This window comes from Vibrio sp. 1F255 (assembly GCF_041439145.1).
In the GTDB taxonomy this organism is placed as follows: domain Bacteria; phylum Pseudomonadota; class Gammaproteobacteria; order Enterobacterales; family Vibrionaceae; genus Vibrio; species Vibrio crassostreae_C.
The window spans coordinates 1-26,374 of the sequence record NZ_JBGONQ010000002.1; the positions used below are offsets into that span (position 1 = coordinate 1).

General features: G+C 44.1%; 18 protein-coding genes and 1 riboswitch. Of the genes, 12 read left to right on the top strand and 6 right to left on the bottom strand.

The genetic code is table 11. The features are described 5' to 3' along the window. Positions 1-145: transposase (locus tag ACED41_RS01630; RefSeq protein WP_371724424.1), on the top strand; the 145-nt coding region annotated here is incomplete at its 5' end. 514 nt (positions 146-659) lie between these two features. Here ACED41_RS01630 and ACED41_RS01635 read toward each other — a convergent pair. Beyond that, on the bottom strand, positions 660-1,940 hold the full coding sequence (locus ACED41_RS01635; protein WP_017061334.1) for a sodium:proton antiporter: 1,281 nt from the start codon (positions 1,938-1,940) through the stop codon (positions 660-662). A 169-nt stretch (positions 1,941-2,109) separates the two neighbouring features. Between ACED41_RS01635 and metH the strand changes: the two genes are divergently transcribed. Continuing rightward, complete coding sequence (metH, locus tag ACED41_RS01640; RefSeq protein WP_371724374.1) at positions 2,110-5,787, top strand: methionine synthase; 3,678 nt, start codon at positions 2,110-2,112, stop codon at positions 5,785-5,787. Positions 5,788-5,901: 114 nt separating this feature from the next. On the opposite strand, the gene lysC is transcribed toward metH, so the two are convergent. Next, positions 5,902-7,269, bottom strand: a complete 1,368-nt coding sequence (gene lysC, locus ACED41_RS01645; protein WP_371724375.1) for a lysine-sensitive aspartokinase 3 — start codon at positions 7,267-7,269, stop codon at positions 5,902-5,904. A gap of 108 nt (positions 7,270-7,377) precedes the next feature. After that, a riboswitch (Lysine riboswitch) is annotated at positions 7,378-7,555 on the bottom strand. A 176-nt stretch (positions 7,556-7,731) separates the two neighbouring features. Between lysC and ACED41_RS01650 the strand changes: the two genes are divergently transcribed. Then, on the top strand, positions 7,732-8,871 hold the full coding sequence (locus ACED41_RS01650) for an alanine--glyoxylate aminotransferase family protein (protein WP_017061337.1): 1,140 nt from the start codon (positions 7,732-7,734) through the stop codon (positions 8,869-8,871). Positions 8,872-8,983: 112 nt separating this feature from the next. Here ACED41_RS01650 and ACED41_RS01655 read toward each other — a convergent pair whose 3' ends face one another. The 4 genes from ACED41_RS01655 to ACED41_RS01670 all read right to left on the bottom strand — a co-directional run bounded on the left by ACED41_RS01655 (position 8,984) and on the right by ACED41_RS01670 (position 15,502). Beyond that, on the bottom strand, positions 8,984-10,747 hold the full coding sequence (locus ACED41_RS01655; protein ID WP_371724376.1) for a PglL family O-oligosaccharyltransferase: 1,764 nt from the start codon (positions 10,745-10,747) through the stop codon (positions 8,984-8,986). A 96-nt stretch (positions 10,748-10,843) separates the two neighbouring features. Then, a complete protein-coding gene (gene uvrA / locus ACED41_RS01660) occupies positions 10,844-13,675 on the bottom strand; it encodes an excinuclease ABC subunit UvrA (RefSeq protein WP_017061339.1) in 2,832 nt (943 codons plus the stop codon). Between the two features lie 149 nt (positions 13,676-13,824). After that, a complete protein-coding gene (gene galU, locus ACED41_RS01665; protein WP_048609613.1) occupies positions 13,825-14,697 on the bottom strand; it encodes a UTP--glucose-1-phosphate uridylyltransferase GalU in 873 nt (290 codons plus the stop codon). A gap of 157 nt (positions 14,698-14,854) precedes the next feature. After that, complete coding sequence (locus tag ACED41_RS01670) at positions 14,855-15,502, bottom strand: LuxR C-terminal-related transcriptional regulator (RefSeq protein ID WP_029235092.1); 648 nt, start codon at positions 15,500-15,502, stop codon at positions 14,855-14,857. A gap of 278 nt (positions 15,503-15,780) precedes the next feature. Here ACED41_RS01670 and ACED41_RS01675 point away from each other — a divergent pair, with 278 nt between their 5' ends. The 9 genes from ACED41_RS01675 to ACED41_RS01715 all read left to right on the top strand — a co-directional run bounded on the left by ACED41_RS01675 (position 15,781) and on the right by ACED41_RS01715 (position 26,373). Beyond that, entirely contained in the window at positions 15,781-16,332 is a 552-nt protein-coding gene (locus ACED41_RS01675) for a single-stranded DNA-binding protein (protein WP_371724377.1), read from the top strand. 161 nt (positions 16,333-16,493) lie between these two features. Continuing rightward, a complete protein-coding gene (gene csrD / locus ACED41_RS01680) occupies positions 16,494-18,509 on the top strand; it encodes an RNase E specificity factor CsrD (protein WP_371724378.1) in 2,016 nt (671 codons plus the stop codon). 2 nt (positions 18,510-18,511) lie between these two features. Further along, a complete protein-coding gene (locus ACED41_RS01685; protein WP_017065934.1) occupies positions 18,512-19,954 on the top strand; it encodes an MSHA biogenesis protein MshI in 1,443 nt (480 codons plus the stop codon). After that, positions 19,954-20,601: a type 4a pilus biogenesis protein PilO gene (pilO, locus tag ACED41_RS01690; protein WP_017061345.1), complete on the top strand. Its 648-nt coding sequence runs from the start codon at positions 19,954-19,956 to the stop codon at positions 20,599-20,601. The genes ACED41_RS01685 and pilO overlap by 1 nt, the downstream gene beginning before the upstream one ends. Then, positions 20,594-20,926, top strand: a complete 333-nt coding sequence (locus ACED41_RS01695) for a hypothetical protein (RefSeq protein WP_017061346.1) — start codon at positions 20,594-20,596, stop codon at positions 20,924-20,926. The genes pilO and ACED41_RS01695 overlap by 8 nt, the downstream gene beginning before the upstream one ends. Before the next feature lie 15 nt (positions 20,927-20,941). Continuing rightward, positions 20,942-22,588: a pilus (MSHA type) biogenesis protein MshL gene (gene mshL, locus ACED41_RS01700; protein ID WP_059021616.1), complete on the top strand. Its 1,647-nt coding sequence runs from the start codon at positions 20,942-20,944 to the stop codon at positions 22,586-22,588. 53 nt (positions 22,589-22,641) lie between these two features. Next, entirely contained in the window at positions 22,642-23,481 is an 840-nt protein-coding gene (locus ACED41_RS01705; protein WP_017061348.1) for an ExeA family protein, read from the top strand. Between the two features lie 2 nt (positions 23,482-23,483). Continuing rightward, on the top strand, positions 23,484-24,659 hold the full coding sequence (locus ACED41_RS01710; RefSeq protein ID WP_371724379.1) for a tetratricopeptide repeat protein: 1,176 nt from the start codon (positions 23,484-23,486) through the stop codon (positions 24,657-24,659). Next, positions 24,649-26,373, top strand: a complete 1,725-nt coding sequence (locus ACED41_RS01715) for a GspE/PulE family protein (protein WP_017061350.1) — start codon at positions 24,649-24,651, stop codon at positions 26,371-26,373. Before ACED41_RS01710 ends, ACED41_RS01715 begins: the two co-directional genes overlap by 11 nt. The last annotated feature ends 1 nt before the right edge of the window (position 26,374 follow it).

Below are 26,374 nucleotides of genomic sequence, written 5' to 3' on the forward strand. Positions count from 1 at the left end.
ATCGGCAAGTTATCCGCTAAACACCTGCACCCTAGAAGGGATAAACAACAAGATAAAGCTAATCAAGCGAATGGGGTATGGGTATCGAGATACCGACTACTTCTTCTTGAAGATAAAAGCGGCTTTCCCCGGAAAGCCGCTATGAACCTTTTTATTCCTGTCATTTTTACAAGTATCACTTGAAGTACCATGTGTTCCTTTAGCTATCTCTATCGAACACTGATTTAGTGCAGCCTTGCTGTATTTAATGACTTAGTTCAAAGCTAAAGCTTTCTGTTCACCACTCATCTAGCTCCACAGTCCTGTTAATAACTAACGCTATTCTAGCGAGACGTTGAGTCCCGTTATTTTTGTTTCCAGGTGAAAGGTGAAGTCTTTCGATTGAAGCTTATATAACTTGAGAGTGGGTTATTGGGTAGACTAGCGAGTGCGCACAAGAACGAGTTCTCTGTATGGCTTAACCTACTTAAAGAGTTCTGGATACCCACAACAAGGCTTTCGACTACTCAAATACTCGCGGTATCAAATATCGATATAATCTCTATGTTCCACGCATACCTTTCAACTATAACTTCAGTGAGGGAATTGGCGAGTTTGACTTTCATTAGGTATAAAAAAGGCCACCTAAAGTAGGCGGCCTTGGTTGATCTATTTAGATATTAATCTAGCTCTTTCTCTGCTTGTTTTGCTTTCTCTATCATAGGAGTGATTGTTGAGCCTTGAACTAGAATAGAGAACACAACAACGGCGTATGTCATGACAAGGATTATCTCTTTAACATCGATTGCTTTGTCTTCAATTACCCAGATACCTGAAGGGATTGAAAGTGCCATGGCTAGTGCTAAGCCACCGCGTAAACCACCCCAAGTTAGAATCTTAATCGACCACGGGTTGTAAGTTCTAAAGCGTTTAAATCCGATGTAAGACAAGAAAACACTCAAGTAACGTGCACTCAATACTAGAGGGACTGCGAAAGCCATTAAGATCCAATCTTCTTGGTGGAATTTGAATAACAGCATCGACATACCAATTAGTAGGAATAATACGCCGTTTAAGAATTCATCTATCAATTCCCAGAAATGATCTAAGTGATCTTCACTCTCTTTTGAGAATCCGATAAAGCGAGTCCAGTTACCAATCATGATACCTGAGACCACCATCGCTAATGGTCCTGATACATGTAGAACTTCAGCAAACGCATAACCAGCAGTTGGAATGCCGATGGTTAATAGCAACTCCATCGAGTGGTCGTCGGTGTTGCTGATTAGGTAATGGAATACAAGACCTAAAACAAAACCGTAGACGATGCCGCCAATTGCCTCTTGAACGAATAGCATGGTCACACTACCGACGGTTGGCGCTTCTGTGCCGAATGCGATAGTAAATAGGGTTACGAAGATAACTAAGCCAAAACCATCGTTGAATAGAGATTCTCCCTCGATTTGAGTAGAGATTCTTCTGGGAGCGTCGAGTTTCTTTACTATTGCTAGCACGGCGATGGGATCGGTTGGAGAGATTAGCGAGCCAAAGAGTAGGCAGTAAATCAGATCAAATTGAATACCGATGAACTGGCAAAACCCGTACAGCACAAAACCGATAAAGAATGTTGAAAACAGCGTAGCACCTAACGCGAGTACTGTTATTTCCCATTTCTGGTCTTTTAGGTTTGGTAATTTGATTCCCAAACCGCCTGCAAATAGTAAGAATCCTAATATCCCTTTTAGAAGGAAATCTTCAAAATTGATACTGGCAACGGTCTCTGAGGCAATGTCTGCCAATTGGAACCAATTATTTTGTCCCGCAATGATAATCAATAGAGATAACATCATTGAGCCAGCTGTGATGGCGATGGTTGTCTGCATTTTACCAATTTTTGTATTCACGAAAGCAATAAGCATGGCTGCAGCGGACAAGAAGCATAAGGTGTAATAGACCGACATTGGGATTCCAACATGTAACAAAGTATGAATATGAATTTTCGTTGTCTCATGCTCAAATAGCAAACATTTTTTTGTCATGACTCAGTAATCAATTTCCTTTTTTAGACGTCTAGACTCCTTTTTAATGTGTGATAGGATGGAGGGATAATTAAAGGAATGAGGTTGTACCGTGGGAAGTAATGTAAGGCAAAAGATTGACGCTCTGTTGAAGCAACGAATTTTACTGATTGATGGTGGCATGGGCACCATGATTCAGGATTATAAATTGGAAGAGCAAGACTATCGTGGTGAACGCTTTGCTGATTGGCACAGTGACTTGAAGGGCAACAATGACCTTTTAGTTCTTACACAGCCTAAGCTTATCAAAGATATCCATATGGAGTATTTGGAAGCTGGGGCTGACATCCTCGAAACCAATACCTTTAACGCTACAACCATCGCTATGGCCGACTATGATATGGAAAGCCTTAGTGAAGAGATTAACTTTGCTGCTGCCAAGCTTGCTCGTGAAGCAGCTGATGAATGGACTGCAAAGACCCCAGATAAACCTCGCTTCGTCGCGGGTGTATTAGGTCCAACCAACCGAACTTGTTCTATCTCGCCTGATGTAAACGATCCAGGTTACCGTAATGTTAGCTTTGACGAACTGGTTGAAGCCTATTCTGAATCGACTCGCGCGCTCATTAAGGGCGGTTCAGATTTAATTCTTATTGAAACTATCTTTGATACGTTAAACGCGAAAGCGTGTGCCTTTGCCGTTGAATCTGTTTTTGAAGAGGTGGGTATTGCTCTTCCAGTGATGATTTCCGGTACCATCACTGACGCATCAGGTCGTACCCTTTCAGGACAGACGACAGAAGCATTCTACAACGCCCTTCGTCATGTAAAACCAATCTCATTTGGATTGAACTGTGCATTGGGCCCTGATGAACTGCGTGAGTATGTCGGTGAGATGTCTCGTATCTCAGAGTGCAATGTTTCTGCTCACCCTAATGCGGGTTTGCCTAATGCATTTGGCGAGTATGACCTTTCTCCTGAGGATATGGCTGAACATGTTAAAGAGTGGGCTGAAAGTGGCTTCTTGAACCTAATTGGTGGGTGTTGTGGTACTACTCCAGAGCATATCCGTGAAATGGCTGAGGCCGTTGAAGGTGTAACGCCGCGTCAATTGCCAGACTTACCAGTTTCTTGTCGTCTTTCGGGACTAGAGCCACTGACGATAGCTAAAGAATCTTTGTTCGTGAATGTAGGTGAGCGGACCAATGTCACTGGTTCTGCGCGTTTCAAGCGTTTGATCAAAGAAGAGCTTTACGACGAAGCATTGAGTGTTGCTCGTGAGCAAGTCGAAAATGGCGCTCAGATTATCGATATCAACATGGATGAAGGGATGCTAGACGCCGAGGCGTGTATGGTTAAATTCCTGAATCTATGTGCTTCAGAACCTGAAATCTCGAAAGTACCTGTTATGGTCGATTCTTCTAAGTGGGAAGTTATCGAAGCTGGCCTAAAGTGTATTCAAGGCAAGGGCATCGTTAACTCAATCTCTCTAAAAGAAGGCAAAGAGAAGTTTGTTGAGCAAGCCAAATTAGTTCGTCGTTATGGTGCTGCTGTCATCGTGATGGCGTTTGATGAAGTCGGGCAGGCTGATACTCGAGAGCGTAAAGTCGAAATCTGTACCAATGCCTACAACATTCTTGTTGATGAAGTCGGTTTCCCACCAGAAGATATTATTTTTGACCCGAATATTTTCGCAGTGGCTACTGGTATCGATGAGCATAATAACTATGCGGTTGATTTCATTGAAGCAGTAGGAGACATCAAACGCGATCTCCCGCATGCGATGATCTCTGGCGGTGTGTCGAATGTTTCATTCTCATTCCGTGGTAATAACTACGTCCGTGAGGCTATTCACGCGGTATTCCTATATCACTGTTTTAAAAACGGTATGGATATGGGCATTGTAAACGCTGGTCAGTTGGAAATTTACGATAATGTTCCAGAAGATCTGCGTGATGCTGTTGAAGATGTCGTACTAAACCGTCGTGATGATTCGACTGAAAGATTGCTGGATATGGCGACCGAATACCTAGAGCGTGCTGTTGGTAAGGTTGAAGATAAATCTGCATTAGAGTGGCGAACTTGGCCTGTAGAGAAGCGTTTGGAGCACTCTTTGGTAAAAGGTATCACCGACTTTATTGTTGAAGATACCGAAGAAGCTCGTGTTAATGCCTCTCGTCCTATTGAAGTGATTGAAGGTCCTCTAATGGACGGAATGAACGTTGTTGGTGACCTGTTTGGTGAAGGTAAGATGTTCTTACCACAGGTTGTAAAGTCTGCGCGTGTGATGAAACAGGCGGTTGCCCATTTAGAACCATTCATTAATGCATCCAAAGAAGTGGGCGCAACTAACGGTAAGATTTTGTTAGCGACCGTTAAAGGTGACGTTCACGATATCGGTAAAAATATCGTTGGTGTGGTTTTACAGTGTAATAACTACGAAATTATCGACTTAGGTGTGATGGTTTCTTGCGAGAAGATTCTCAAGGTAGCGAAAGAAGAGAATGTCGACATTATTGGCCTGTCTGGGCTGATTACACCGTCTCTTGATGAAATGGTACATGTTGCTAAAGAAATGGAGAGACAGGGTTTCAAGCTGCCTCTTCTGATTGGCGGCGCAACCACATCTAAAGCTCACACAGCAGTTAAGATTGAGCAGAATTATTCAGAACCTGTTGTATACGTAAATAATGCCTCGCGTGCAGTGGGTGTTTGTACTTCACTACTTTCTGATGAATTGAAACCCGCTTTCGTTGAGAAGCTGGATATCGATTACGATCGCGTTCGAGATCAGCACAATCGTAAGAAGCCTCGTACCAAGCCTGTCACGCTTGAAAGAGCTCGTGCCAATAAAGTTGCTATCGATTGGGATGCGTATACGCCACCGGCACCCGCTAAGCCGGGAGTTCATATCTTCAATGATTTTGATGTGGCAACTTTGCGTCAGTACATCGATTGGACTCCATTCTTTATGACATGGTCATTGGTTGGTAAATACCCTGCAATCCTTGATCATGAAGAAGTGGGTGAAGAGGCAAAACGTTTATTCAAAGATGCTAATGATTTACTGGATCGCGTAGAGAAAGAGAAGCTGCTTGAAGCGCGTGGTATGTGTGCCATGTTCCCAGCGAACAGTGTTGGTGATGATATTGAGGTGTATACCGATGAATCTCGTACCGAAGTTCTAAAAGTTCTACACAATCTTCGTCAACAAACAGAGAAACCAAAAGGCTTTAACTACTGTTTGTCTGATTACATTGCGCCAAAAGAAAGCGGTAAAGCTGACTGGATTGGTGGCTTTGCGGTTACTGGCGGTATTGGTGAGCGAGAGCTTGCTGATGAATATAAAGCTAATGGTGATGATTACAATGCGATTATGATTCAGGCGGTTGCGGACCGTTTGGCTGAAGCGTTTGCAGAATATTTACACAAAGAAGTGAGAAAGGACATTTGGGGTTACTCGCCTGATGAGGATTTGTCTAACGACGATTTGATTCGAGAGAAGTACCAAGGTATTCGTCCAGCTCCGGGTTACCCTGCTTGCCCAGAACATACAGAGAAAGGCACGTTGTGGGAGTTGATGGACGTTGAAAAAGCCATCGACATGTCACTAACCACGAGTTACGCAATGTGGCCAGGTGCCTCAGTGTCGGGTATGTACTTCTCTCATCCTGATTCGCGATATTTTGCGATTGCACAGATTCAACAGGATCAAGTAGAAAGCTATGCTGATCGTAAGGGCTGGGATATGTTGGAAGCTGAGAAGTGGTTAGGTCCAAACATTAACTAGTTTGAATCTACGACGAGCTTTGATTCGTATAGTAAAAAAGAGAAAGGGTTGCTTAATAGCAACCCTTTTTGTATCTGAGATTTAGTTATTTATCTGTTGGTGATAAACGCATTTTTACTCAAACAATTCTTGGTGAAGTTTCTGAATCGCTAATTTAGAAACAGACTCATTCAGCAGGAAACACAGGTTGTGTGGGCTTGCTCCGTAACAAATCATGCGTAGGTTGAAATCTTCAAGAGTGCCGAATACCTGCTTCGCATAGCCTTTGCTTTCACTCATGTTGTTACCAATAAGAGCAACAAGGCATAGGTCGTGTTCAATATCTACAGAACACAGCTCCTCAAGCTCAATGCGAGCGGCTTCAGGTAACTCAGGGGCACCACCAGAGGTATCCGTTTGATCGAGTGTCAGTGAAACACTGATCTCTGAAGTGGTGATAAGATCGACCGAGATCTTATGTTTAGCAAGGATCTCGAATACCTTTGCCAAAAAGCCATAGGCATGGAACATATTAGCGCTACGTAGCGTAACCATGGTTTGGTTGCAGCGTAGGGCAAGCGCTCTAAATAGAGGAGAGCTCTCAACTTCTTGACGAATCCAAGTACCACCTAACTCTGGCGCTTTAGAAGAGCCGACAAATACCGGTATTTGGTGGCGTAGTGCAGGTACTAGAGTCGATGGGTGCAAGATCTTCGCACCAAAGTTTGCCATTTCCGATGCTTCACTAAAGCTGATCTCTGGGATAGGAGAAGCTTTAGGTGCAATACGAGGATCTGTGGTGTAGATACCTGGAACATCCGTCCAGATTTCTAGACCAATCGCCTGTACAGATTCGGCAATCAGTGCTGCTGAGTAATCACTGCCACCGCGGCCTAAAGTCGTGGTGTTACCTTCGCTATCAGCGCCGATAAAACCTTGGGTAACGACAACTTGTTGTTGGCAAAGTGGAATCAGTTTCTGTTGCGCTAGAGCGGCAATATCTTCTAGTTGAGGTTCGGCTTTACCAAAATCATCATTAGTACGCATCACATCTCTGATATCAAAGCGAACAGCAGGAGTGCCTCGTTCAGAGATGATCTGAGCCAAGATGTGTGTCGACATCAACTCGCCACATGCGACAAGGTGATCCGTCAGTTTAGTACTTGTTTGGAATGATGCGGCCTCTGCAGCGCTCGCAATGTCATCAAGAATGCTGTGGACTTCTTTTTCGATGCTGATTGGATCTGCGAGTTGGTCAAGAATTGCGTTGTGAATGTCCGCTAATTGCGCCATTAGTTCCTGACGACGAGCTTTGTCTTGAACACCATTTGCTAGTTCAACCAGCAAGTTAGTGACACCAGAGCATGCACTACTCACGACCAGTTTCGTGTTTGAGTTGTTTTCAATAATGGCAGCACAACGGCTCATTGCTTCAAAGTTGGCAACACTTGTTCCACCAAACTTAGCGACATTAAAAGAACCAGCTACATTAGATGCACTCACGATATATCTCCCACGACTTCCTAAAATAAAATTACGGTTGGGTAATCCAACGTCCGATGTTTTTCGAAGAGAGTTTTAGAGCAAAAAGAGAGGAATTATTAGAATAGTAACCTCAGAAGCTCTTCACCATATAGAAATGGCGACAGTTGACGGGATTCAGCCCGCTCAACCGATAATAAAGGTCCTGCATCCTTTTATTATCTCGGCACTGCTCCCCATAAATGTTTTGTATTGGAAATGCGGTTCCACAAAACATCTGCCTGGGCAGTGCTCCTCTTCTGCTAGATAGCCGTTTCATTGAACGTTTTTGTGGTAACAATGTCAATCCGTAACTTGAGATAATTGAAAAATAATTTTAACAATTATGTGACAGTGGTTTGACCTCAATACTTATGGCTAATTGCTGAGGTAATCAATTTGCTTTAGGGTGGATTGTTCACAACATTAACGTAAGGGATGTACATGTCTAATTTACCACTCACTACTGCTATCGATAGCTTTTATCCACCACACCGAACGTTAATGGGACCTGGTCCTTCAGATATCTCACCTCAAGTGTTACAGGCTTTGAGCCGTCCAACCATAGGTCACTTAGATCCGCTGTTTATTGCGATGATGGACGAGCTTAAACAGCTTCTTAAATACGCTTTTCAGACTGAAAACGAATTTACGATTGCCGTTTCTGCACCGGGCAGTGCGGGTATGGAGACCTGTTTTGTTAACTTGATTGAGCCTGGTGAAAAGGTGATTGTTTGTCGTAACGGTGTCTTCGGTGAGCGTATGCGAGAAAACGTGGTGCGTTGTGGTGGCGAAGCGATCCTTGTTGATGACGAATGGGGCAAGCCCGTTTCAGTTGAAAAGGTAGAACAAGCATTGGCAGAAAACCCCGATGCCGTTGCTGTTGCATTTGTGCATGCAGAGACATCAACCGGAGCGTTATCTGATGCTCAAGCTATCTCTGCTGTCGCTCGTCAGTTTGATGCGTTAACGATTGTTGATGCAGTGACATCATTAGGTGGTGTGCCATTGCTGGTTGATGAGTGGCAGCTTGATGCGGTTTATTCTGGCAGCCAAAAGTGTCTGTCTTGTGTGCCAGGGCTATCTCCAGTGACTTTCTCTCAGCGTGCGGTTGATAAAATGAAAGCCCGTAAAGCACCAGTGCAAAGCTGGTTTTTGGATCAAAGTTTAGTATTAGGTTACTGGAGTGGAGAAGGTAAGCGTAGCTACCACCATACCGCACCCGTGAACAGCCTTTATGCTCTGCATGAGTCGCTGGTTTTGTTGAAAAATGAAGGCTTAGATAATGCGTGGTCTCGTCATCATGCGATGCACCAAGAGCTTAAAGAAGGCGTAGAAGCTCTAGGGTTAAAGTTTGTGGTTGATGAAGAGAGCCGCCTGCCGCAGCTTAATGCACTTTATTTCCCAGAAGGAATTGATGAGGCTAAGATCAGAACGCAGCTTTTAGAAGAATATAATCTTGAAATCGGTGCTGGGCTTGGCTCTTTGGCTGGTAAGGCATGGCGTATCGGCCTAATGGGTTACGGTGCTCGTAAAGAGAATGTCGCGTTGTGCCTAAAAGCGCTAAAAGATGTTTTGAAGTAGCTGCATGAACTGAAATTAAAAAGAAAAGCGCACGAGAGATCGTGCGCTTTTTTGTATCTACCCCAAGCTCCTACTGCCTACTAAGTGAAGCTTGCGTTGCGAATTCTTAACATTATTCTGCAGACGAAACGTTATCTTCTGCTTGTGACACTTTCTTATACTGAACCTTTGAAAAGTCTCTGTTAGGGAATAAAAAGTTCGCTTCGCTACGAATTTGCTCTGCTTTACTTTCTTCTCCTAGGCCTTGATACGCCAGAATCAGATTGCTGTAGAAAGCCGGTCTTGGTTTGCTCTTAATGATCTCCAGTGACCAATCGATGTAAGGCTGTATAAGGCTCGGGTCGGCTTTGTAGAGGCCGATATTAAGGTAAGTGCTGTATATATCCCAATCGTAGCGATCTTTCCACACCACTGGGTTCGTTACCTGCTTAAGAATGTCCGGATTTTTCGGCTTAGACAGTTCAAACTTAGTCAGTACATAGTTGGTGTGCAGGGCGCTCAACATATAAAAACTGACCAAAATAGGGAGCACTAAGCTCAACACTCTAAATAGGGTCTTGCTGATGATACTGAACGACTGTTGATAATGTCGGGAAGAGCGCTGATCTACCCAGTAAATCAATATAATGAATGTTATCCAGTGAATCGCCGAGTGGTAAAAAGGATACTCAAGTTGAGAGTGCAAAAGGATTGGGATAAATAACGCGAGCAGGGCTAGACGTGTTCCCTTTGCTGAACTTGTTATGCGTGACATCACCAATATTGCAGCAATCAAGATTCCGATGATTGGTACAATCCCCCCTTCAACTCCCCAAAACAGGAACTCATTGTGCGGGTGATCCATTGAAGGAAGACCTGGATGATAGTTCGAGTTGAGTTGATGTTGGCGAGCTGTATATAGCGTGTATTCAGACTCAAATTTCCCGTAACCATAACCTGTAAATGGCTTTTCGATCATCATATCTAAAGCTTGCGGGAACGTATAAGCGCGCGGGCTTTCTAGGTTCGCTTTCTTGTTAGCGAGGCTATCAGTCGCACTTAGGCTGATCACCGAAAAAGCGACGACGACACCGACGAGCACTGATGCGCACCATCCGTAGAAGCGTTTCTTGGTCGAGAACTTGTATAGATAGGGCAGAATGCAGATAAACCCAATGACAGCGGCCAACCATCCGGTACGTGATGCGATGATGATCAGCAAGGGCACGGTTAAGGTTGGAGTTAAATACAGTAGGAATGATTCGCTGATCTTATGGTTATATTTAGCCGGCTGCCTTGCTAAAAGGTAAGCGGACAGCACAAAACCAGTAGCAAGAAAGCTTGCCATTACATTCGGTTGTTGAAATATCCCATATGGTCGGTTTGCAGCAGTGTTGTAGCCAAATAGGTTGCCAGGTTCTAATAAGAAATATTGCACATAGCCAAATAGTGCTTGTATAACAACAGCAAGTACAATGAACCACAACATACGTTGCTTGTGTTTATTGCTGAACTTAAATTGCTGCAGCACCACAAATAAGGCAAAGCCCGCCCACAATCCAAGCAAGCGTCCTGACGCTCCTTGAGGTGCAGCATTGCTGTATAAAATGGGTAGCGTGAGTATGATGCAGCTAATCAACAAGCCAATTGTTAATTTGGAATACTTGAGTACTCGATTGGTCGCGAGTTGGTAAAAGCCAATCGCTAGCGTGAAGCTTAGCGCTAGCCAAGTGGTAGGGTTAAAGGATAGAGCAAGGCCCGAACCACCAGGATTCGGCATGAAAAAATGCATAGCTAACAAGAATACAACAGCTAAAGAAGCCAGAAATGCTTTGTTGAGTGGTAGCTGAGTGACCTGATTTTCTAGCTGAGTACCGCTAGTGTGTATTGTTGCCATAAATCCCTAACCTTATAAAAACAGAGCTTGTTCCTTCTGAAACAAGCTCTGTTACTTTAACATTTTTCTGTCTGCCCGCAGGGCGCTATTTTACACCTACTTCAAATTTAACATAGGCTTAAGGAAGCGAGCAGTGTGTGAACCTTCGACTAACGCCACATCTTCAGGTGTACCCTCTGCAACAATCTCACCACCACCTTGCCCACCTTCTGGGCCAAGATCTAGGATCCAGTCTGCTGTTTTAACGACATCTAGGTTGTGCTCAATCACGACAACTGTATTACCGTGATCACGCAGTCTATGTAATACCGTCAGTAGCTGCTGGATATCGTGGAAATGAAGGCCTGTTGTTGGCTCATCGAGAATGTATAAGGTTTTTCCCGTGTCTCGTTTAGACAGTTCACGCGCTAATTTAACACGCTGAGCTTCACCACCAGATAAGGTTGTAGCTGCTTGCCCTAAGCGAATGTAAGAGAGGCCAACGTCCATTAAAGTTTGCAGTTTACGAGCGATAACAGGTACCGGGTTGAAGTATTCACGAGCATCTTCCACAGTCATCTCTAGAACTTCGTCAATGGTTTTACCTTTGTAGCGGACCTCTAGAGTCTCACGGTTATAGCGCTTACCTTTACACACATCACAAGGCACATACACATCGGGTAAGAAGTGCATCTCTACCTTGATTACGCCGTCTCCCTGACAAGCCTCACAACGACCACCACGAACGTTAAAGCTGAATCGACCTGGCTTGTAACCACGAGAACGTGATTCCTGAGTGCCCGCGAATAGTTCACGAATAGGGGTGAAAATCCCTGTGTAGGTCGCAGGGTTTGATCTTGGTGTACGACCGATAGGGCTTTGATCTATGTCGATTACCTTATCAAAATGTTCTAACCCTTTAATCTTTTTGTGCTTTGCTGGAACTGCAGTCGTGGCACCGTTTAATTGAGTGTGGGCGACTTTAAAGAAGGTATCGTTGATAAGCGTTGATTTACCCGAACCTGATACGCCCGTAATACAACTGAACAAGCCAACAGGAATTGTCGCGGTCACATTCTTTAGGTTGTTCCCCGTTGCGCCAACGATCTCGACGACCTTTTTCTTGTCGATAGGCGTTCTCTTTTCAGGCACTGCAATTTCTTTAGCACCGCTCAGGTATTGGCCTGTCAAAGAGTTCGGGTTTTCGATGATGTCTTGCATGGTACCTTCTGCCACCACGTGACCACCGTGCACCCCTGCTCCTGGACCGATATCGATAACATGGTCAGCACAACGAATTGCATCTTCGTCATGTTCCACAACAAGTACCGTATTACCTAAGTCTCTCAGGTGAATTAAGGTTTGCAATAGACGTTCATTATCGCGCTGGTGGAGACCAATTGATGGCTCATCAAGTACATACATAACGCCAACTAAACCGGCACCGATTTGGCTCGCCAAACGAATACGTTGCGCCTCACCACCAGACAGCGTTTCAGCACTGCGTGATAGGTTAAGGTAGTTCAAACCAACGTTGACTAAGAAATGCAGACGATCATTGATCTCTTTCATCACTTTATCTGCGATCTGCCCACGTTGACCGTCTAGCTTCAATTCTTGGAAAAATTGTAGTGCGTCAGCAATGCTAAGTTCAACGATTTCCGGAAGTGTTGTATCACCAATGAAAACATTACGAGCTTCTAATCTCAGGCGAGTGCCATCACAGCTAGAGCACGATTTGGTTGAGATGTATTTAGCAAGATCTTCACGCACTGCGCTCGATTCAGTATCACGGTAACGGCGCTCCAAGGTATTTAAAATGCCCTCAAATGGATGACGCTTAACCCGAATATCACCTCGGTCATTGATGTACTTGAATTCCACTTCAGTACGACCTGATCCTTTTAGAATGATCTCTTGAGTCTTTTTCGGTAGAGAATTAAATGGCGCATACAGATCAAAACCATAATGTTCTGACAGCGACGTTAGCATTTGGAAATAGTAGTAGTTCTTTTGATCCCAACCTTTTATCGCACCTTCAGCAATGCTTAGGTTCTCATCTAAAATCACTCGGCTTGGATCAAAATACTGTTGAACACCAAGACCATCACACGTACCACATGCTCCTGCCGGGTTATTAAATGAGAACAGGCGAGGCTCAAGCTCTTGCATGCTGTAACCACATTTAGGACAAGCGAAGTTAGCAGAGAATACGATCTCTTCTTGATCCGTTTCGTCCATCCAGCCGACGACAGCGATACCGCCAGAGAGCTCTAATGTGGTCTCGAATGACTCGGCTAAACGCTGTTGAAGATCAGGACGAACCTTGAATCTGTCTACCACAACTTCAATGGTGTGCTTCTTATGAAGTTCAAGTGCTGGTGGATCGGATAGATCACAGGTTTCACCATCAATTCGGGCTCGGATAAAGCCTTGCGCAGCTAAGTTTTCCAGTGTTTTAACATGCTCACCTTTGCGCTCTTTGACAATCGGTGCCATCAACATCATCTTTGAGCCTTCAGGCAGTTCTAAGACCTTATCGACCATTTGACTGATGGTTTGTGCTGCTAGAGGGATGTTGTGGTCTGGACAGCGAGGTTCGCCTACTCGCGCATACAATAATCTGAGGTAATCATAGACTTCGGTAATGGTACCGACGGTTGAGCGAGGGTTATGTGAAGTCGATTTTTGTTCTATTGAGATAGCTGGAGACAGACCTTCAATATGGTCGACATCAGGCTTTTCCATAAGAGATAGAAATTGACGAGCGTAAGCAGACAGAGATTCAACATAACGACGCTGACCTTCTGCGTAGAGTGTGTCAAACGCAAGTGACGACTTTCCTGAACCCGATAATCCGGTGATGACAGTCAGTTTGTCACGTGGAATGGTTAGGTTGACGTCTTTGAGGTTATGCGTACGAGCGCCTCTAATTTCTATTTTATCCATCTCAATAGACCATGTAATTTTAAGTGGCTAAAGTATTACATAGAGTGAGATTTGTGCAAAGTTTTACTGGATAAAAAAACAGTAAACAAAAAGGGCGACTCAAAGAGTCGCCCTTTCTAAAATCAGTAACGTTAGTGATTAACCAGTCGTTATGCTTCTTTCTTGGTCGAGTGTTTACCTAGCTCGATTTGCTGCTGGTCTTTCTTGTATAGGTTTTCGAAGCAGTAGTTTGTTGCTTCGATATAGCCTTCAACACTACCACAGTCAAAACGTTGGCCTTTAAATTTGTAAGCCAATACACAGCCTGCTTTTGCCTGTTTTAGCAATGCATCAGTGATCTGGATTTCGCCGCCTTTACCTGGTTCTGTCTGCTCGATTAATTCAAAGATATCTGGAGTCAGAATATAACGACCAATGATCGCTAGGTTGCTTGGTGCTGTACCTTGCTCTGGCTTCTCTACCATGTCATCAACTCGGAAAAGGTCATCTTTGATCATTTCGCCAGAGATAACACCGTACTTGTGAGTCTCTTCTTCTGGAACTTCTTGTACAGCAACAATAGAACAGCGGAACTGTTTGTATAGCGCAACCATCTGAGCTAGCACGCCTTGTTGCTCGTTCACACAAAGGTCATCAGCAAGCACGACTGCAAACGGTTCATCACCCACAAGCTCGCGGCCAGTCAAGATAGCATGACCTAGACCTTTCATTTCACGTTGGCGAATGTAAGTGAAGTTTGCCGCTTCAATTGTTTCACGGATATTGATCAACAAGTCTTCTTTATTCGTGCCGCTGATCTGATGTTCGAGTTCGTAGTTTTTATCGAAGTGATCCATCAGAGAATGCTTACCACGACCGGTAACAATACACATACCGTCCATACCAGCTTCGATAGCTTCTTCAACACCGTATTCAATCAGAGGTTTGTTTACTACAGGCATCATTTCTTTAGGCATTGACTTGGTTGCAGGTAAAAAACGTGTACCGTAGCCAGCTGCCGGGAAAAGGCACTTTTTGATCATGATAAGACCCTTTATCTATAATAATTATTGATTCAACCTGAGTGGTTGATATTTCTGAGGGCAACTCTAGCATAAGTTATGTCGAAAATTCAGCAACAATAGCCATGGTTTACTAGAGCTTCCCTCAAAATTATCGTCAGACTAAGAGGTGGGTCGATTATGCAAGCAGGTTCTGGTTTGCCCATGCTATCGCTTGAACTCTATTTTTTACCGCAAGCTTACGGAATATTTGATAGAGGTGAGATTTAACCGTGAACTCACTAATAAACAAGTCATCGGCGATTTGTGTGTTTGAAGACCCGGATTGAAGACAGCGAATCACCTGGATCTCACGAATGGTTAAATCAACATTGGTTGGTGTGGTGTTGGTATTGACCATATTGCGATAATAAAACAACAGTTGATTGGTTACCTTCCTTGGCAGCCAGTTATCGCCATCAATGACTTCTTGAAGACCACGAGCAATCTTGTCCTTTTGTTCAGTGTTGTAAAAGAGTCCTTTTAGTACCCCATAGGTAAGAAGCTCTGAGGTTGGAAGTTGCTGGGGGACATTGAATAAAATGATTTCGTGATTTTTCCACATAACAGTCAGGTTAGGACAAATAATCAGTAGTTGTGGTACCTCTCTGTAATCGACGAGCAAGATCCGGTTACTCCGCTTTCTATCAACTAGCATTAATTCGTCGGGTGTCATTTTGTAGAGAACAATAGATAAATGCTTTTCTATCTCTTTTACATGTAGATAGGTATCGTTTGGGTCGATGCACAGAAAGTGTAAAGTGCGAGCGTATCTTGATTTTCTCATTGAAACGTCCTGTTTGAGTGGGATTAGATTCCACGTTGTCATGCAGGCTTTAGCTTCTCTAGCGCCTTGATAGTGACTTGCGTTGAATATCAATTATCAAAGTAAATGAGTGGTTTGTAAGTGGAGAAAAAAGCAACATCGCTCTGAATATCATGATTTGTTACGTTTTTATTCTTTGTAGTGAGGAGAGAATAGGAATGCGATTTATCACTGCAGAAAAGCATGCTATTCTTGTGCGCTAAAATTTTCTGAGACTATGAATTTAGACGGAGCAAATCATGGCTAGCCGTGGAGTTAACAAAGTTATATTAGTGGGTAACCTAGGTAATGACCCTGAAATTCGTTACATGCCAAATGGCGGCGCAGTAGCGAACATTACCATTGCAACGTCAGAGTCATGGCGTGATAAAGCAACTGGCGAGCAGCGTGAAAAAACAGAATGGCACCGTGTTGCTCTGTTTGGCAAGCTTGCGGAAGTTGCTGGTGAGTACCTACGTAAAGGTTCTCAAGTTTACATTGAAGGTCAACTTCAAACTCGTAAATGGCAAGATCAAAGCGGTCAAGATCGCTACACAACTGAAGTGGTTGTTCAAGGCTTCAATGGTGTAATGCAAATGCTTGGCGGCCGTGCTCAAGGTGGTGCTCCTGCTCAAGGTGGCATGGGTAACAACCAACAGCAAGGTGGTTGGGGTCAGCCACAGCAGCCACAGCAACAACAATACAGTGCTCCCGTTCAACAGCAGCCAAAAGCACCTCAACAAGCTCCTCAGCAGGCTCAACCTCAATATAATGAGCCGCCAATGGATTTTGATGATGACATCCCATTTTAATCCCTGTTTTTAATATATTATAAAGACAGTATTAAATTGGAAAAAGCCGCGTTCATCGCGGCTTTTTGTTACCTACAATTCTTAACGCTTTATTTACAATGTCAATTTATAGTATAAGTAGCAATACGGTATAATGTGAGTTGAAAAGGATTTCGTTATTCATGAGATATACCCCGACACTAAAATTGAGCACTCGATTGGTCGCATTTGTCACCGTGATAGTGATCAGCGCGATGTTCATTCTTTTTATTGGTGGCACACTTTCCTTTAAGCGTATTGGACAGGAATATTTAGACCATTATTTGGTTGGCATTGTCGACGTTGTAGATAAAGAGATGGAAGACCCTGACGCCGCGTATTCAATGCAGCGTTGGATGCCTAAGATGTTGCAGGCGAGCAATATTGTTGAGATGAAACTCTCGAACAAGACCGGCATCGTTTATCGTTTCAAAGATACCTCCCCACAAATTGATCCCAATCGTCTTTATGAGAAAAGCTTCATTTTAGAGCGTAATCAAGGCTACCGAATCGAATTTAAAGCACTTCCTCCTTATATTGGCTACAACTACTCAATGGAAGCGATGTGGTCAATTACTTTGGCTGTCGCATTGGTTCTGTTCTGTCTTGCTCGCGGTGTTCGTTGGTTGAAAGAACAACTCATGGGTTCTGAAATCTTGGAAGAGCGAGGAAGAATGATCTTGGCCGGTCAGGTTGAAGCTCATGCAAAGGGAGATGAGCGAGAGTGGCCTTATACCGCAAGCGAAGCCTTAGATGTATTGATTGAAGAGCTACAAGATGCTCGTCAAGAACGAAGTCGCTTTGATACCTTTATTCGTACCCATACTTTCCTAGATAAACTCACGGGAACGGCAAACCGAGTTTTATTCGATAATAAGCTGGAATCGGCACTGCATGAAAGTGGTGCTCGAGGCGGTGTGTTACTGATACGTATCGACGAATGGGAGCAAGTTAGTGATGCTAACGATAAGCAAACCACAGACGGCTTTATTATTGAAGTCGGTGAAGTACTGTCGAATATCGTTCAACGCTATCCCGATGTCATTTTTTCTCGCTATTACGAAGCGGACTTTGCTGTATTTATCCCTCATCAGAGCGCAAAAGATATTGCGACCTTGGCTGCTCAGTGTTTAAGGCAGTTAGATAAGCTAACTCCGCCAGAGCCTTTAGAGTCGGATAACTGGTGTCATATTGGTGTGACCATGTATACCGAAGGTGAGCGTCATAGCCAGATCATGGATGAAACGGAAACGGCACTAAAGAGTGCTCAGTTAGAGCGTATTAATAACTGGAGCCGTTACCCGAAAGAGAATAAGAATGAGCTTGATAGAGGCAGTGTTCGTTGGAGAACATTACTTGATAAAGCGCTGCTTCCTGAAAATTTAGTAATCTTTGCTCAGCGGTGTTATCTTATGCCGGAATCTGGTCAAGTTAATGAATTGCATAGAGAAATATTTACTAGAATTCAGGATCCTGACAAAGGTTTATTGAAATCGTCTCGATTTATGCCTGCGGTAGAGCAAGTGGGTTATCAAGCTCAAATGGACCAATCGGTTCTAAAGGTTGTGTTGAAATCGTTGAAAGAATCAACTCAACCTATCAACTATTCAGTGAATCTGAATGTTACCCCGTTTGCTAATAAACAGCACTTTAAGTGGTTTAGGAGTGAGTTGTTACAGCTCTCTGCTCAACACCGCTCTCAGCTTGCGTTTGAATTTTCAGAAAGGCACTTGATTGCTCATCTTGATTATATGAGACCGGTGGCAAAGATGTTGCGAGGTTTAGGGTGTAAAGTTGTGGTTGGCCAAGCTGGGCGAACCATTGTTAGCACTCACTATATAAAGGATTTGAAGGTTAATTATATTAAGCTTCATCGAAGCCTAATAAAGAAAATCGACCAAAGGCATGAGAACCAACTGTTTGTTCGAAGCTTAATTGGGGCGTGTGGTGATTCTCCAACTCAAGTTATTGCCGTTGGAGTCGAGACAAAACAAGAAAAGAATACCTTGATAGAGTTAGGCATTAACGGCTATCAAGGGAGATATTTCGACGAAGAACAACAAATTATCCCTTTGCCTAATCAAGCAGAAAAAGCCGCGAAAGCGGAATCTGTTGTCAAAGTTGGACGAAGAAATCGATGGCGTAAGAGTAGTAGTTAAGAATGAATTTTAAAGCGATTTTAGACAAAATAAAGCCAACGAATAATAAAGGTAGCTCGCAAGTTGTCTTGCTGGGCAATGACGCCATTTATATTTCATCGACAGAACAAGATCCTCAAGTAGCCAGCATTCCCGTGGTTAATGGGGACTGGGAGAGTGCGCTAAAAAAATCGCTTAGCAGTGAGGCGTTTACCAGTAATAGCGTCCAACTGATTGTCTGTGCTAACTACTACCAAACCTACCAAATTGATAAACCGGACATTCCAGAGAGTGAATGGTCGGTAGCACTGCCTTTTTTACTCAAAGATCTTGTTTCAGAAAGAGTCACGGAAATTACTGCGAGTGCGGTCGCGTTACCAACGTCGAACAAGCTGCAAGTATATGTCCTGCCTAAAAAGCTGTTGGACAAGCTTTTGAATATCACTAATTCGGCTCAGGTTGAATTAATAGGTGTTGCTCCTGAAGATGAAATCTGGGGTTACAGTGCAGGCGAACTGTCTAATTTCATTCTTTTACAACGTAGCGTCAATTCACACTTTAAATTGGGTGCGTTTGTCGAAAATACCGTTTGTTTTCAAAGAACCATCCGCAGTGTTGTGCCACCTTTAACGGGTGTTGCGTCAAGTGCTCTGCAGTTAGATGGCCTCGCTTTAGAGCTTCAACGCTCGATTGATTACCTTTCTTCTCAAATTAAAGGCACCCAGCTTCACCAGCTTAAAATCTGTTGTGACGAAGAAGATGAAGCAGAGTTACAAAGTGCCTTAAACAGTACATTGAGCTCGACAGTTTCACTGTTGGTTGAAGGTGAGCGTGATAATTCAGAGAGTTTGTTGCTTAAACTTGCAGCTGAAAAAGAGACGTTTAAGGTCAATCTTTACCCTGAACACCTTAAGCCTAAAAAAGAATATTTTACGCTGACCAATGTTGTTGCGAGCTGGGGAGTAGTTTGTGTTTTGATGCTTGGTGGTTACTTCGCAATGCAGTATCAAGTTTCTAATCTAGATAAAGAGCTAACAGCCCTGCAACAAGACTCGAATCAACTTAACAAGCAAGTTAACCAATTGAATAGTAAGTTAACTCAGCATAAACCGTCTCCAGAGAAAGTCGCGGCGGTTGCGCGTCTCAAACGTGAGACTGAGGCTAAAAAAGAGGCTTTGAAGGCTGTTGGACAATACGACGAATCCCAACAAGTCGGGTATTCTGGCGTCATGAATTCCTTAGCTAAATTAGGCCGAAATGACATTTCTCTTTCGCACATCTACATGACCCACGATACTTTAGATCTTAGTGGCTTGGCTCGTAACGCAAATGTCGTTCCGAACTGGATTGGTCAGTTTAAAAGTGAGCTTAATTTAGTCGGACGCACTTTTGAAAAACTAAAAATTGGCCGTAATGATCAGGATGTGGTGACGTTTGAGCTAAGTACTCGTCGGGAGAGTAAATAATGCAGCAGTGGAACCAGCTGAGCGATAAGTTTCTTGCATTAAGTCAAAGAGAAAAATGGCTACTTTTTGTGTGTGGTTTTGTTGGCCTATCGATGTTGTTGTTCACCTTATTGGTTGAGCCTGCGTATCTCGATCTACAAGCTAAAAATGCCAAGGCGAGCAGCCTGACTCAATCGAATCAAAGGCAGCAAGGTGAGTTACTTGTTCTGCAAGCTCAGTTAAACAAAGACCCAGACAAAGAAATTAATCGAGAGTACAAAAAGCTGCTGGTGGAGAGCCAAGATCTCTCTCTTCAGCTTTCTCAGATTGTTGATGGATTAATCACACCTTCTCAAATGTCGCAGTTACTGGAGAGCGTTCTTAACGCCGGTAATGGACTAAAGCTTGAATCGCTAGAGTCATTAAAACCAGAAGCGATTTCGAACAATAAAGAGACCAGCGAATATTCAGGCTACTTTCTTCACCCTGTAAGAATGGAGCTAACCGGCAGTTACTTTGATATCTCAGCTTACCTTCAAGCACTTGAGTCTCTACCTGTGAGTTACTACTGGCGCACATTTGAATACTCAGTAGAAGAATATCCTAAAGCTCGACTGGTGTTCGAGGTTTACACATTAGGTACTAGACAGGAGTTTATCGGTGGTTAGAACTCTTTTGTTGTCCTTGCTATTTAGTAGCTCTTTTGTGTGGGCTGAGCAAGATCCCACGGCGCCATTAGGCTGGCTTTCACCTCAACAGAAAACGGCGCCTGCTAAGAAAGCACCAACTCGTTATCGCTTGCCTTCTTTAGAAAGCATCGTGTGTAAGGGAGATACGCCTTGCTATGCGATTATGAATGGTCAGATTCTCGGACAAGGGGAAACGATCAGAGGGTACCGAGTTAAGAACATAGATCCAGAATACGTCACTCTGCAGAGAAGCTCTAAGCAGTGGAAATTAGAGATGTTCTCTTTAGATGTTAAGAATAATTAAGGTTAGAGTGAAGACATGCGTAAACTTGTAGTAGCAATCCTAGTGTCATCTTTAGTCGGCTGTTCGATGGGGCATAGAGATCCTGTTGAGATTAAAGAGTCTTTAAACGAATCAATTAATGAAGCCAATAGCAGAGCGCTTCATGAGCTGCCTTCGTCGGTTCAAGATGACCTTATGCCTCAGCTTAATTCTGACTCGATGTCTCCGGGGATGGAAACGGTTAAGCGTTTTCGTATTCAGGCAAAAGGCGTTGAAGCGAGAACTTTTTTTGCCAGCTTAGTGAAAGGTACGGAATATAGTGCGGCTATTCACCCAAGTGTGTCTGGAAACCTTACGCTTAATCTAACGGACGTGACGTTAGATGAGGTACTGGCTGTTGCTCAAGATATGTATGGCTACGATATTGAAAAGCGTGGCAAAGTGATTCAAGTTTATCCTGCCGGTCTTCGCACCGTAACGATCCCTGTCGATTACTTACAAGTTAAGCGTTCTGGTCGCTCACTAACGACGATCACCACCGGTACGATCTCTAACTCAGATTCGAATTCATCGAGCTCTTCAAACTCGAACTCAAACTCGTCAAACTCGTCAAATTCATCTAACTCTTCTAATTCATCAAACTCGACATCGAATGGTGGTACAGAGATTGAAACGACCTCTGAAAGTGATTTTTGGCCACAGCTTGAAGCGGCGGTTGCTCACTTAATTGGATCGGGCGATGGGCAAAGCGTTGTCGTGACCCCGCAAGCGAGTGTGATTACAGTGCGTGCTTACCCTGACGAAATTCGTGAGGTTCGAGAGTTCTTAGGTATTTCTCAAAAACGCCTGCAGCGTCAAGTTATCCTAGAAGCCAAAATCATGGAAGTAACCTTGAGTGATGGTTACCAACAAGGTATTAGCTGGTCTAATTTATCTAAGTCGATTGGCAGCGGCGGTGTGGTAATTGATCGACCTGGTGGAACTTTGCCTCCATTAGATGCGATCAGCTCTTTGTTAGGCGGGCAAACCAACGTAACGATCTCAGATGGCAGTTTTGAAGCGGTATTGAGCTTTATGGATACTCAAGGTGACCTGAACGTTCTATCAAGCCCACGAGTCACAGCGGCAAACAACCAGAAAGCGGTTATCAAAGTGGGTACTGACGAATACTACGTGACGGATTTATCTAGCGCGGTAGGCAGTGGTGACAACGCGAACGTCGCACCTGAGGTTGAGTTAACTCCGTTCTTTTCGGGTATCTCCTTAGATGTGACCCCTCAGATAGATGATAAAGGTAGCGTATTCTTACATGTTCACCCAGCCGTTATTGAGGTCGAGGAAGAAGTGAAAGAGCTCAACCTTGGTTCTACAACGGGTGTGGTGCAGCTTCCTTTGGCGAAAAGCTCTATTCGTGAGTCTGACTCAGTGATTCGAGCTCGAGATGGCGATGTGGTTGTTATTGGTGGTTTGATGAAATCCAACACCAGTGATGTGACCTCTAAAGTTCCATTCCTCGGTGATATTCCAGCCTTAGGTCATTTGTTCCGTAATACCAATCAGTTAACGCAAAAAACTGAGCTCGTGATCTTGCTTAAGCCAACGATCGTGGGTGTGAATACTTGGCAAAATGAGTTGGAGCGTTCACGTGATCTTCTTCAGCAGTGGTTCCCTGATGAAGAGTAATTGCTTACTTTCTCAATATAGAGTGGCAGTGTCTCACTAAGCTAGGTCGTCGTATGTATCAAGCTCACTTTGGTTTTGAACAACTGCCATTTACCTTAACGCCGAATACCGATTTCTTCTATGGTTTAGCGCCTCATTTCGAAGCGATTCAGACGGTAATCTCGGCGTTGGAAATGGGCGAGGGCGTGATTAAGGTGACCGGAGAGGTAGGCACTGGAAAAACCATGGTTTGCCGGATGTTGGTCAATCACCTACATGACTGTACAGCTCTGATCTACTTACCAAACCCTGTGTTATCAGGGGCAGACTTGCGCCAGGCGGTTGCAACAGAGCTTGGTTTAGCTGTCGATAATGAAGCAACCTTGGTTGATAACATTCAGCATAAGCTCATTGAATTGCACAATTCTGGTTTAAGAGTGGTGGCTATTCTTGATGAAGCTCAGGCTCTATCGGATGAAGCGCTCGAAACATTAAGGTTGTTTGGTAACCTTGAAACGGAAGATAAAAAACTGCTGCAGATTGTTCTATTAGGTCAGCCAGAATTGGATGCTCGATTAGAGGCTTATCACCTAAGGCAGTTTCGCCAAAGAATCACATTTAGTTCGACACTGAGACCGCTGAATCTCGATGAAACGGTGGCTTATATTGATAATCGAATCGCTAAATCTGGTGGCAGCCCTGAGTTATTCAGCTTGAATCAAAAAAAGGCGATCTGTCGTTCGTCGTTAGGTATCCCTAGATTGATAAACCAACTTTGCCATAAGGCTCTATTGCTTTCGTTCAGTGAAGATAAGAAAAGTATCGACAACCAACATCTTTTTTCAGCTATGCATGAAACGTACGATGTGTGTAAGCCTAAATTTAAAACGCCAATACTGTGGGGTTGGAATTAATTATGAGCGTCATTAACAACGCCTTGTCTGAATTGGCAAAGAAAAAGTCAGCGACTTCGATTGAAGCCGCAGTCGTACCTAAAGTAAAAACGCGTTCCCCCCTAGTTTGGGTTGTTGCGGGTTTTACTTTGAGTTTAGCGATGGGCGGCTGGGCGATATCGCAAGGCCCTGTGATTGATCAGTCTATTGTTGAGCAGTCAATCTCAACTCGAGATTTACAGGTTCAAGTCTCTGTCGTTGATGATTCAAATGGCATTCAGGAAGTTGCTCAACCTATCTCATCGCCAACTAAGAAATTGGTGACACTAGACTCTGCGATCCTTTCAACAGAAAACACTGCGATGGCAAAAAGCGCTCAATCTAAGCCTAGTGTTTCCGAATCAGTTGTTATGTCTGCCCCAAAAGCGACAAAACAACAAACACCGGCTAAAGCTCTAAGCGTGCCTGAAACGACTAAGACTGAAATTCCCCAACCGATTTACGTTGCTAGTGTGGCAAAAAAAGCCCCTGCGTCTATCTCTAATGAGCCTGTAGCCTCTGGTGATTCAGAAAATAGCGGAATGTTGATCGAACAGGTTGAGTTAACTCCGGAACAGCTATCTGTGAATGCACAAGGTCGAGCTCAGAAAGCGCTTGATGCGAACGATCTTACTGGTGCGTTGAAGGGCTACACTGAAGCTCTACGCTACACGCCACGAAATGAAGATGTCCGTCAGAAACTTGCGATTCTCTATTTTGGTAAAGGCGATACTCGCAAAGCCTATGAGCTCTATCAGTCTGGAATTAAGCTCAACATCAACAGTGAAAAATTGCGATTAGGGTTATCTAAACTGCTGGTTAAAGCGAATCAATCAGAAGCGGCGCTGAGCCCTTTAGTACACATGCCTCCGCATCCAACTCAAGAGTATCTAGCAATGCGTGCGGCGTTGAGCCAAAAATCACAGCAAGAAGAAATCGCACTCGAGAGTTATCAAAAGTTGGTTGAAGTCGATTCAGATAACGCTCGCTGGTGGTTGGGCTTAGCGATTCAGCAAGAACGCCAGTTAGACTTCGCTGCAGCAAAACAATCATATCAAGGTGCGTTGACTAGAGTCGGTATCTCATCTCAATCACAAAGCTTTGTGCGTGACCGGTTAAAAATACTCAATGCTTTAGAGGAGAGCGGCGATGCAAATTAGATTAAGAAAAAGACTTGGTGATTTGCTTGTCGAAGAAGGCATTATCACTGAGGCTCAAGTTGAACAAGCACTGGCCGCTCAGAAAAGTACTGGGCGTAAGCTGGGTGATGCGCTAATTGAGCTTGGCTTCTTGTCAGAACAGCAAATGCTGAGCTTTTTGTCGCAGCAGTTAGCGATTCCTCTTATTGATTTAAGCCGAGCCGTTGTCGATGTTGAAGCAGTACAGCTTTTACCCGAAGTACATGCTCGTCGCCTTCGTGCCTTAGTGATTGGACGCCAAGGTGACACTTTGCGTGTTGCAATGAGTGACCCTGCGGATCTGTTTGCCCAAGAGTCTTTGCTTGGTCAGCTCGGCGATTACGCGCTTGAATTCGTTGTTGCTCAAGAAAGGCAATTGGTTGATGGCTTCGATCGCTATTATCGAAGAACCAAAGAGATTGCCTCGTTTGCTGAGCAACTTCACGCTGAACACCAAGTTAATGATGCTTTTGATTTCGATATCGCTGAAGAAGACAGTGATGAAGTTACCGTCGTTAAGCTGATCAACTCACTATTTGAAGATGCTATTCAGGTTGGTGCTTCGGATATTCATATCGAGCCAGATTCAAACGTATTGCGTCTTCGTCAGCGTATTGATGGCGTACTGCATGAAACATTGCTGAATGAAGTGAATATCGCTTCTGCACTTGTACTGCGCTTGAAGCTGATGGCAAACCTCGATATCTCAGAGAAACGTCTTCCTCAAGATGGTCGCTTTAATATCCGAGCTAAAGGTCAGTCGGTTGATATTCGTATGTCGACCATGCCAGTACAGCACGGTGAATCAGTGGTTATGCGTCTTCTTAACCAGTCAGCAGGCCTACGTAAACTAGAAGAGTCGGGCATACCGAGTGATCTGTTGGTTCGTCTGCGTCAACAATTGCGCCGTCCACATGGCATGATTTTGGTTACCGGCCCAACCGGCTCAGGTAAAACAACAACCTTATACGGCGCGTTAAGTGAGTTAAACGAACCGGGTAAAAAGATCATTACTGCGGAAGACCCGGTGGAATACCGCCTACCTCGTGTGAATCAAGTTCAGGTAAACCCTAAGATCAATCTCGATTTCTCTACTATCTTGAGAACCTTTCTACGTCAGGATCCCGATATTATTCTTATCGGTGAGATGCGTGACCACGAAACCGTTGAGATAGGCTTGAGAGCTGCACTGACCGGCCACTTAGTATTAAGTACGTTACATACCAATGATGCGGTAGACAGCGCGTTGCGTATGATGGATATGGGTGCTCCGGGTTACTTGGTCGCGAGCGCTGTTCGAGCAGTAGTCGCACAGCGATTAGTTCGTAAAGTGTGTACAGATTGTAAGGTTGAGGATGAGTTAGATGAACCTCGCAAGCAATGGCTGAGCGTCCGTTTCCCTAACCAAGTAGGTGTGCCGTTTATGAAAGGCCGTGGTTGCCAGAACTGTAACTTAACCGGTTACCGCGGGCGAATTGGTGTATTTGAAATGTTGGAGCTAGAGCAAAACATGATGGATGCACTGAGAGCTAATGATGCGGTAGGTTTTGCTCAAAAGGCGAGACAGTCTGAAAACTACAAGCCGTTACTGGCTTCTGCGATGGAATTGGCTCTGCAAGGTGTCGTGAGTCTTGATGAGATAATGCATCTTGGTGAAGGCGATGCGTCCGGTGCCACTGACCCAATTTATCTGTAGG

Bases quoted from the DNA above. Each gene is read 5' to 3' on its own strand.
- ACED41_RS01635 (WP_017061334.1), bottom strand. From the start codon at position 1,940: ATGTCGGTCTATTACACCTTATGCTTCTTGTCCGCTGCAGCCATGCTT.
- ACED41_RS01650 (WP_017061337.1), top strand. From the start codon at position 7,732: ATGTCTAATTTACCACTCACTACTGCTATCGATAGCTTTTATCCACCA.
- ACED41_RS01655 (WP_371724376.1), bottom strand. From the start codon at position 10,747: ATGGCAACAATACACACTAGCGGTACTCAGCTAGAAAATCAGGTCACT.
- uvrA (WP_017061339.1), bottom strand. From the start codon at position 13,675: ATGGATAAAATAGAAATTAGAGGCGCTCGTACGCATAACCTCAAAGAC.
- galU (WP_048609613.1), bottom strand. From the start codon at position 14,697: ATGATCAAAAAGTGCCTTTTCCCGGCAGCTGGCTACGGTACACGTTTT.
- ACED41_RS01670 (WP_029235092.1), bottom strand. From the start codon at position 15,502: ATGAGAAAATCAAGATACGCTCGCACTTTACACTTTCTGTGCATCGAC.
- ACED41_RS01675 (WP_371724377.1), top strand. From the start codon at position 15,781: ATGGCTAGCCGTGGAGTTAACAAAGTTATATTAGTGGGTAACCTAGGT.
- csrD (WP_371724378.1), top strand. From the start codon at position 16,494: ATGAGATATACCCCGACACTAAAATTGAGCACTCGATTGGTCGCATTT.
- ACED41_RS01685 (WP_017065934.1), top strand. From the start codon at position 18,512: ATGAATTTTAAAGCGATTTTAGACAAAATAAAGCCAACGAATAATAAA.
- pilO (WP_017061345.1), top strand. From the start codon at position 19,954: ATGCAGCAGTGGAACCAGCTGAGCGATAAGTTTCTTGCATTAAGTCAA.
- mshL (WP_059021616.1), top strand. From the start codon at position 20,942: ATGCGTAAACTTGTAGTAGCAATCCTAGTGTCATCTTTAGTCGGCTGT.
- ACED41_RS01705 (WP_017061348.1), top strand. From the start codon at position 22,642: ATGTATCAAGCTCACTTTGGTTTTGAACAACTGCCATTTACCTTAACG.
- ACED41_RS01710 (WP_371724379.1), top strand. From the start codon at position 23,484: ATGAGCGTCATTAACAACGCCTTGTCTGAATTGGCAAAGAAAAAGTCA.
- ACED41_RS01715 (WP_017061350.1), top strand. From the start codon at position 24,649: ATGCAAATTAGATTAAGAAAAAGACTTGGTGATTTGCTTGTCGAAGAA.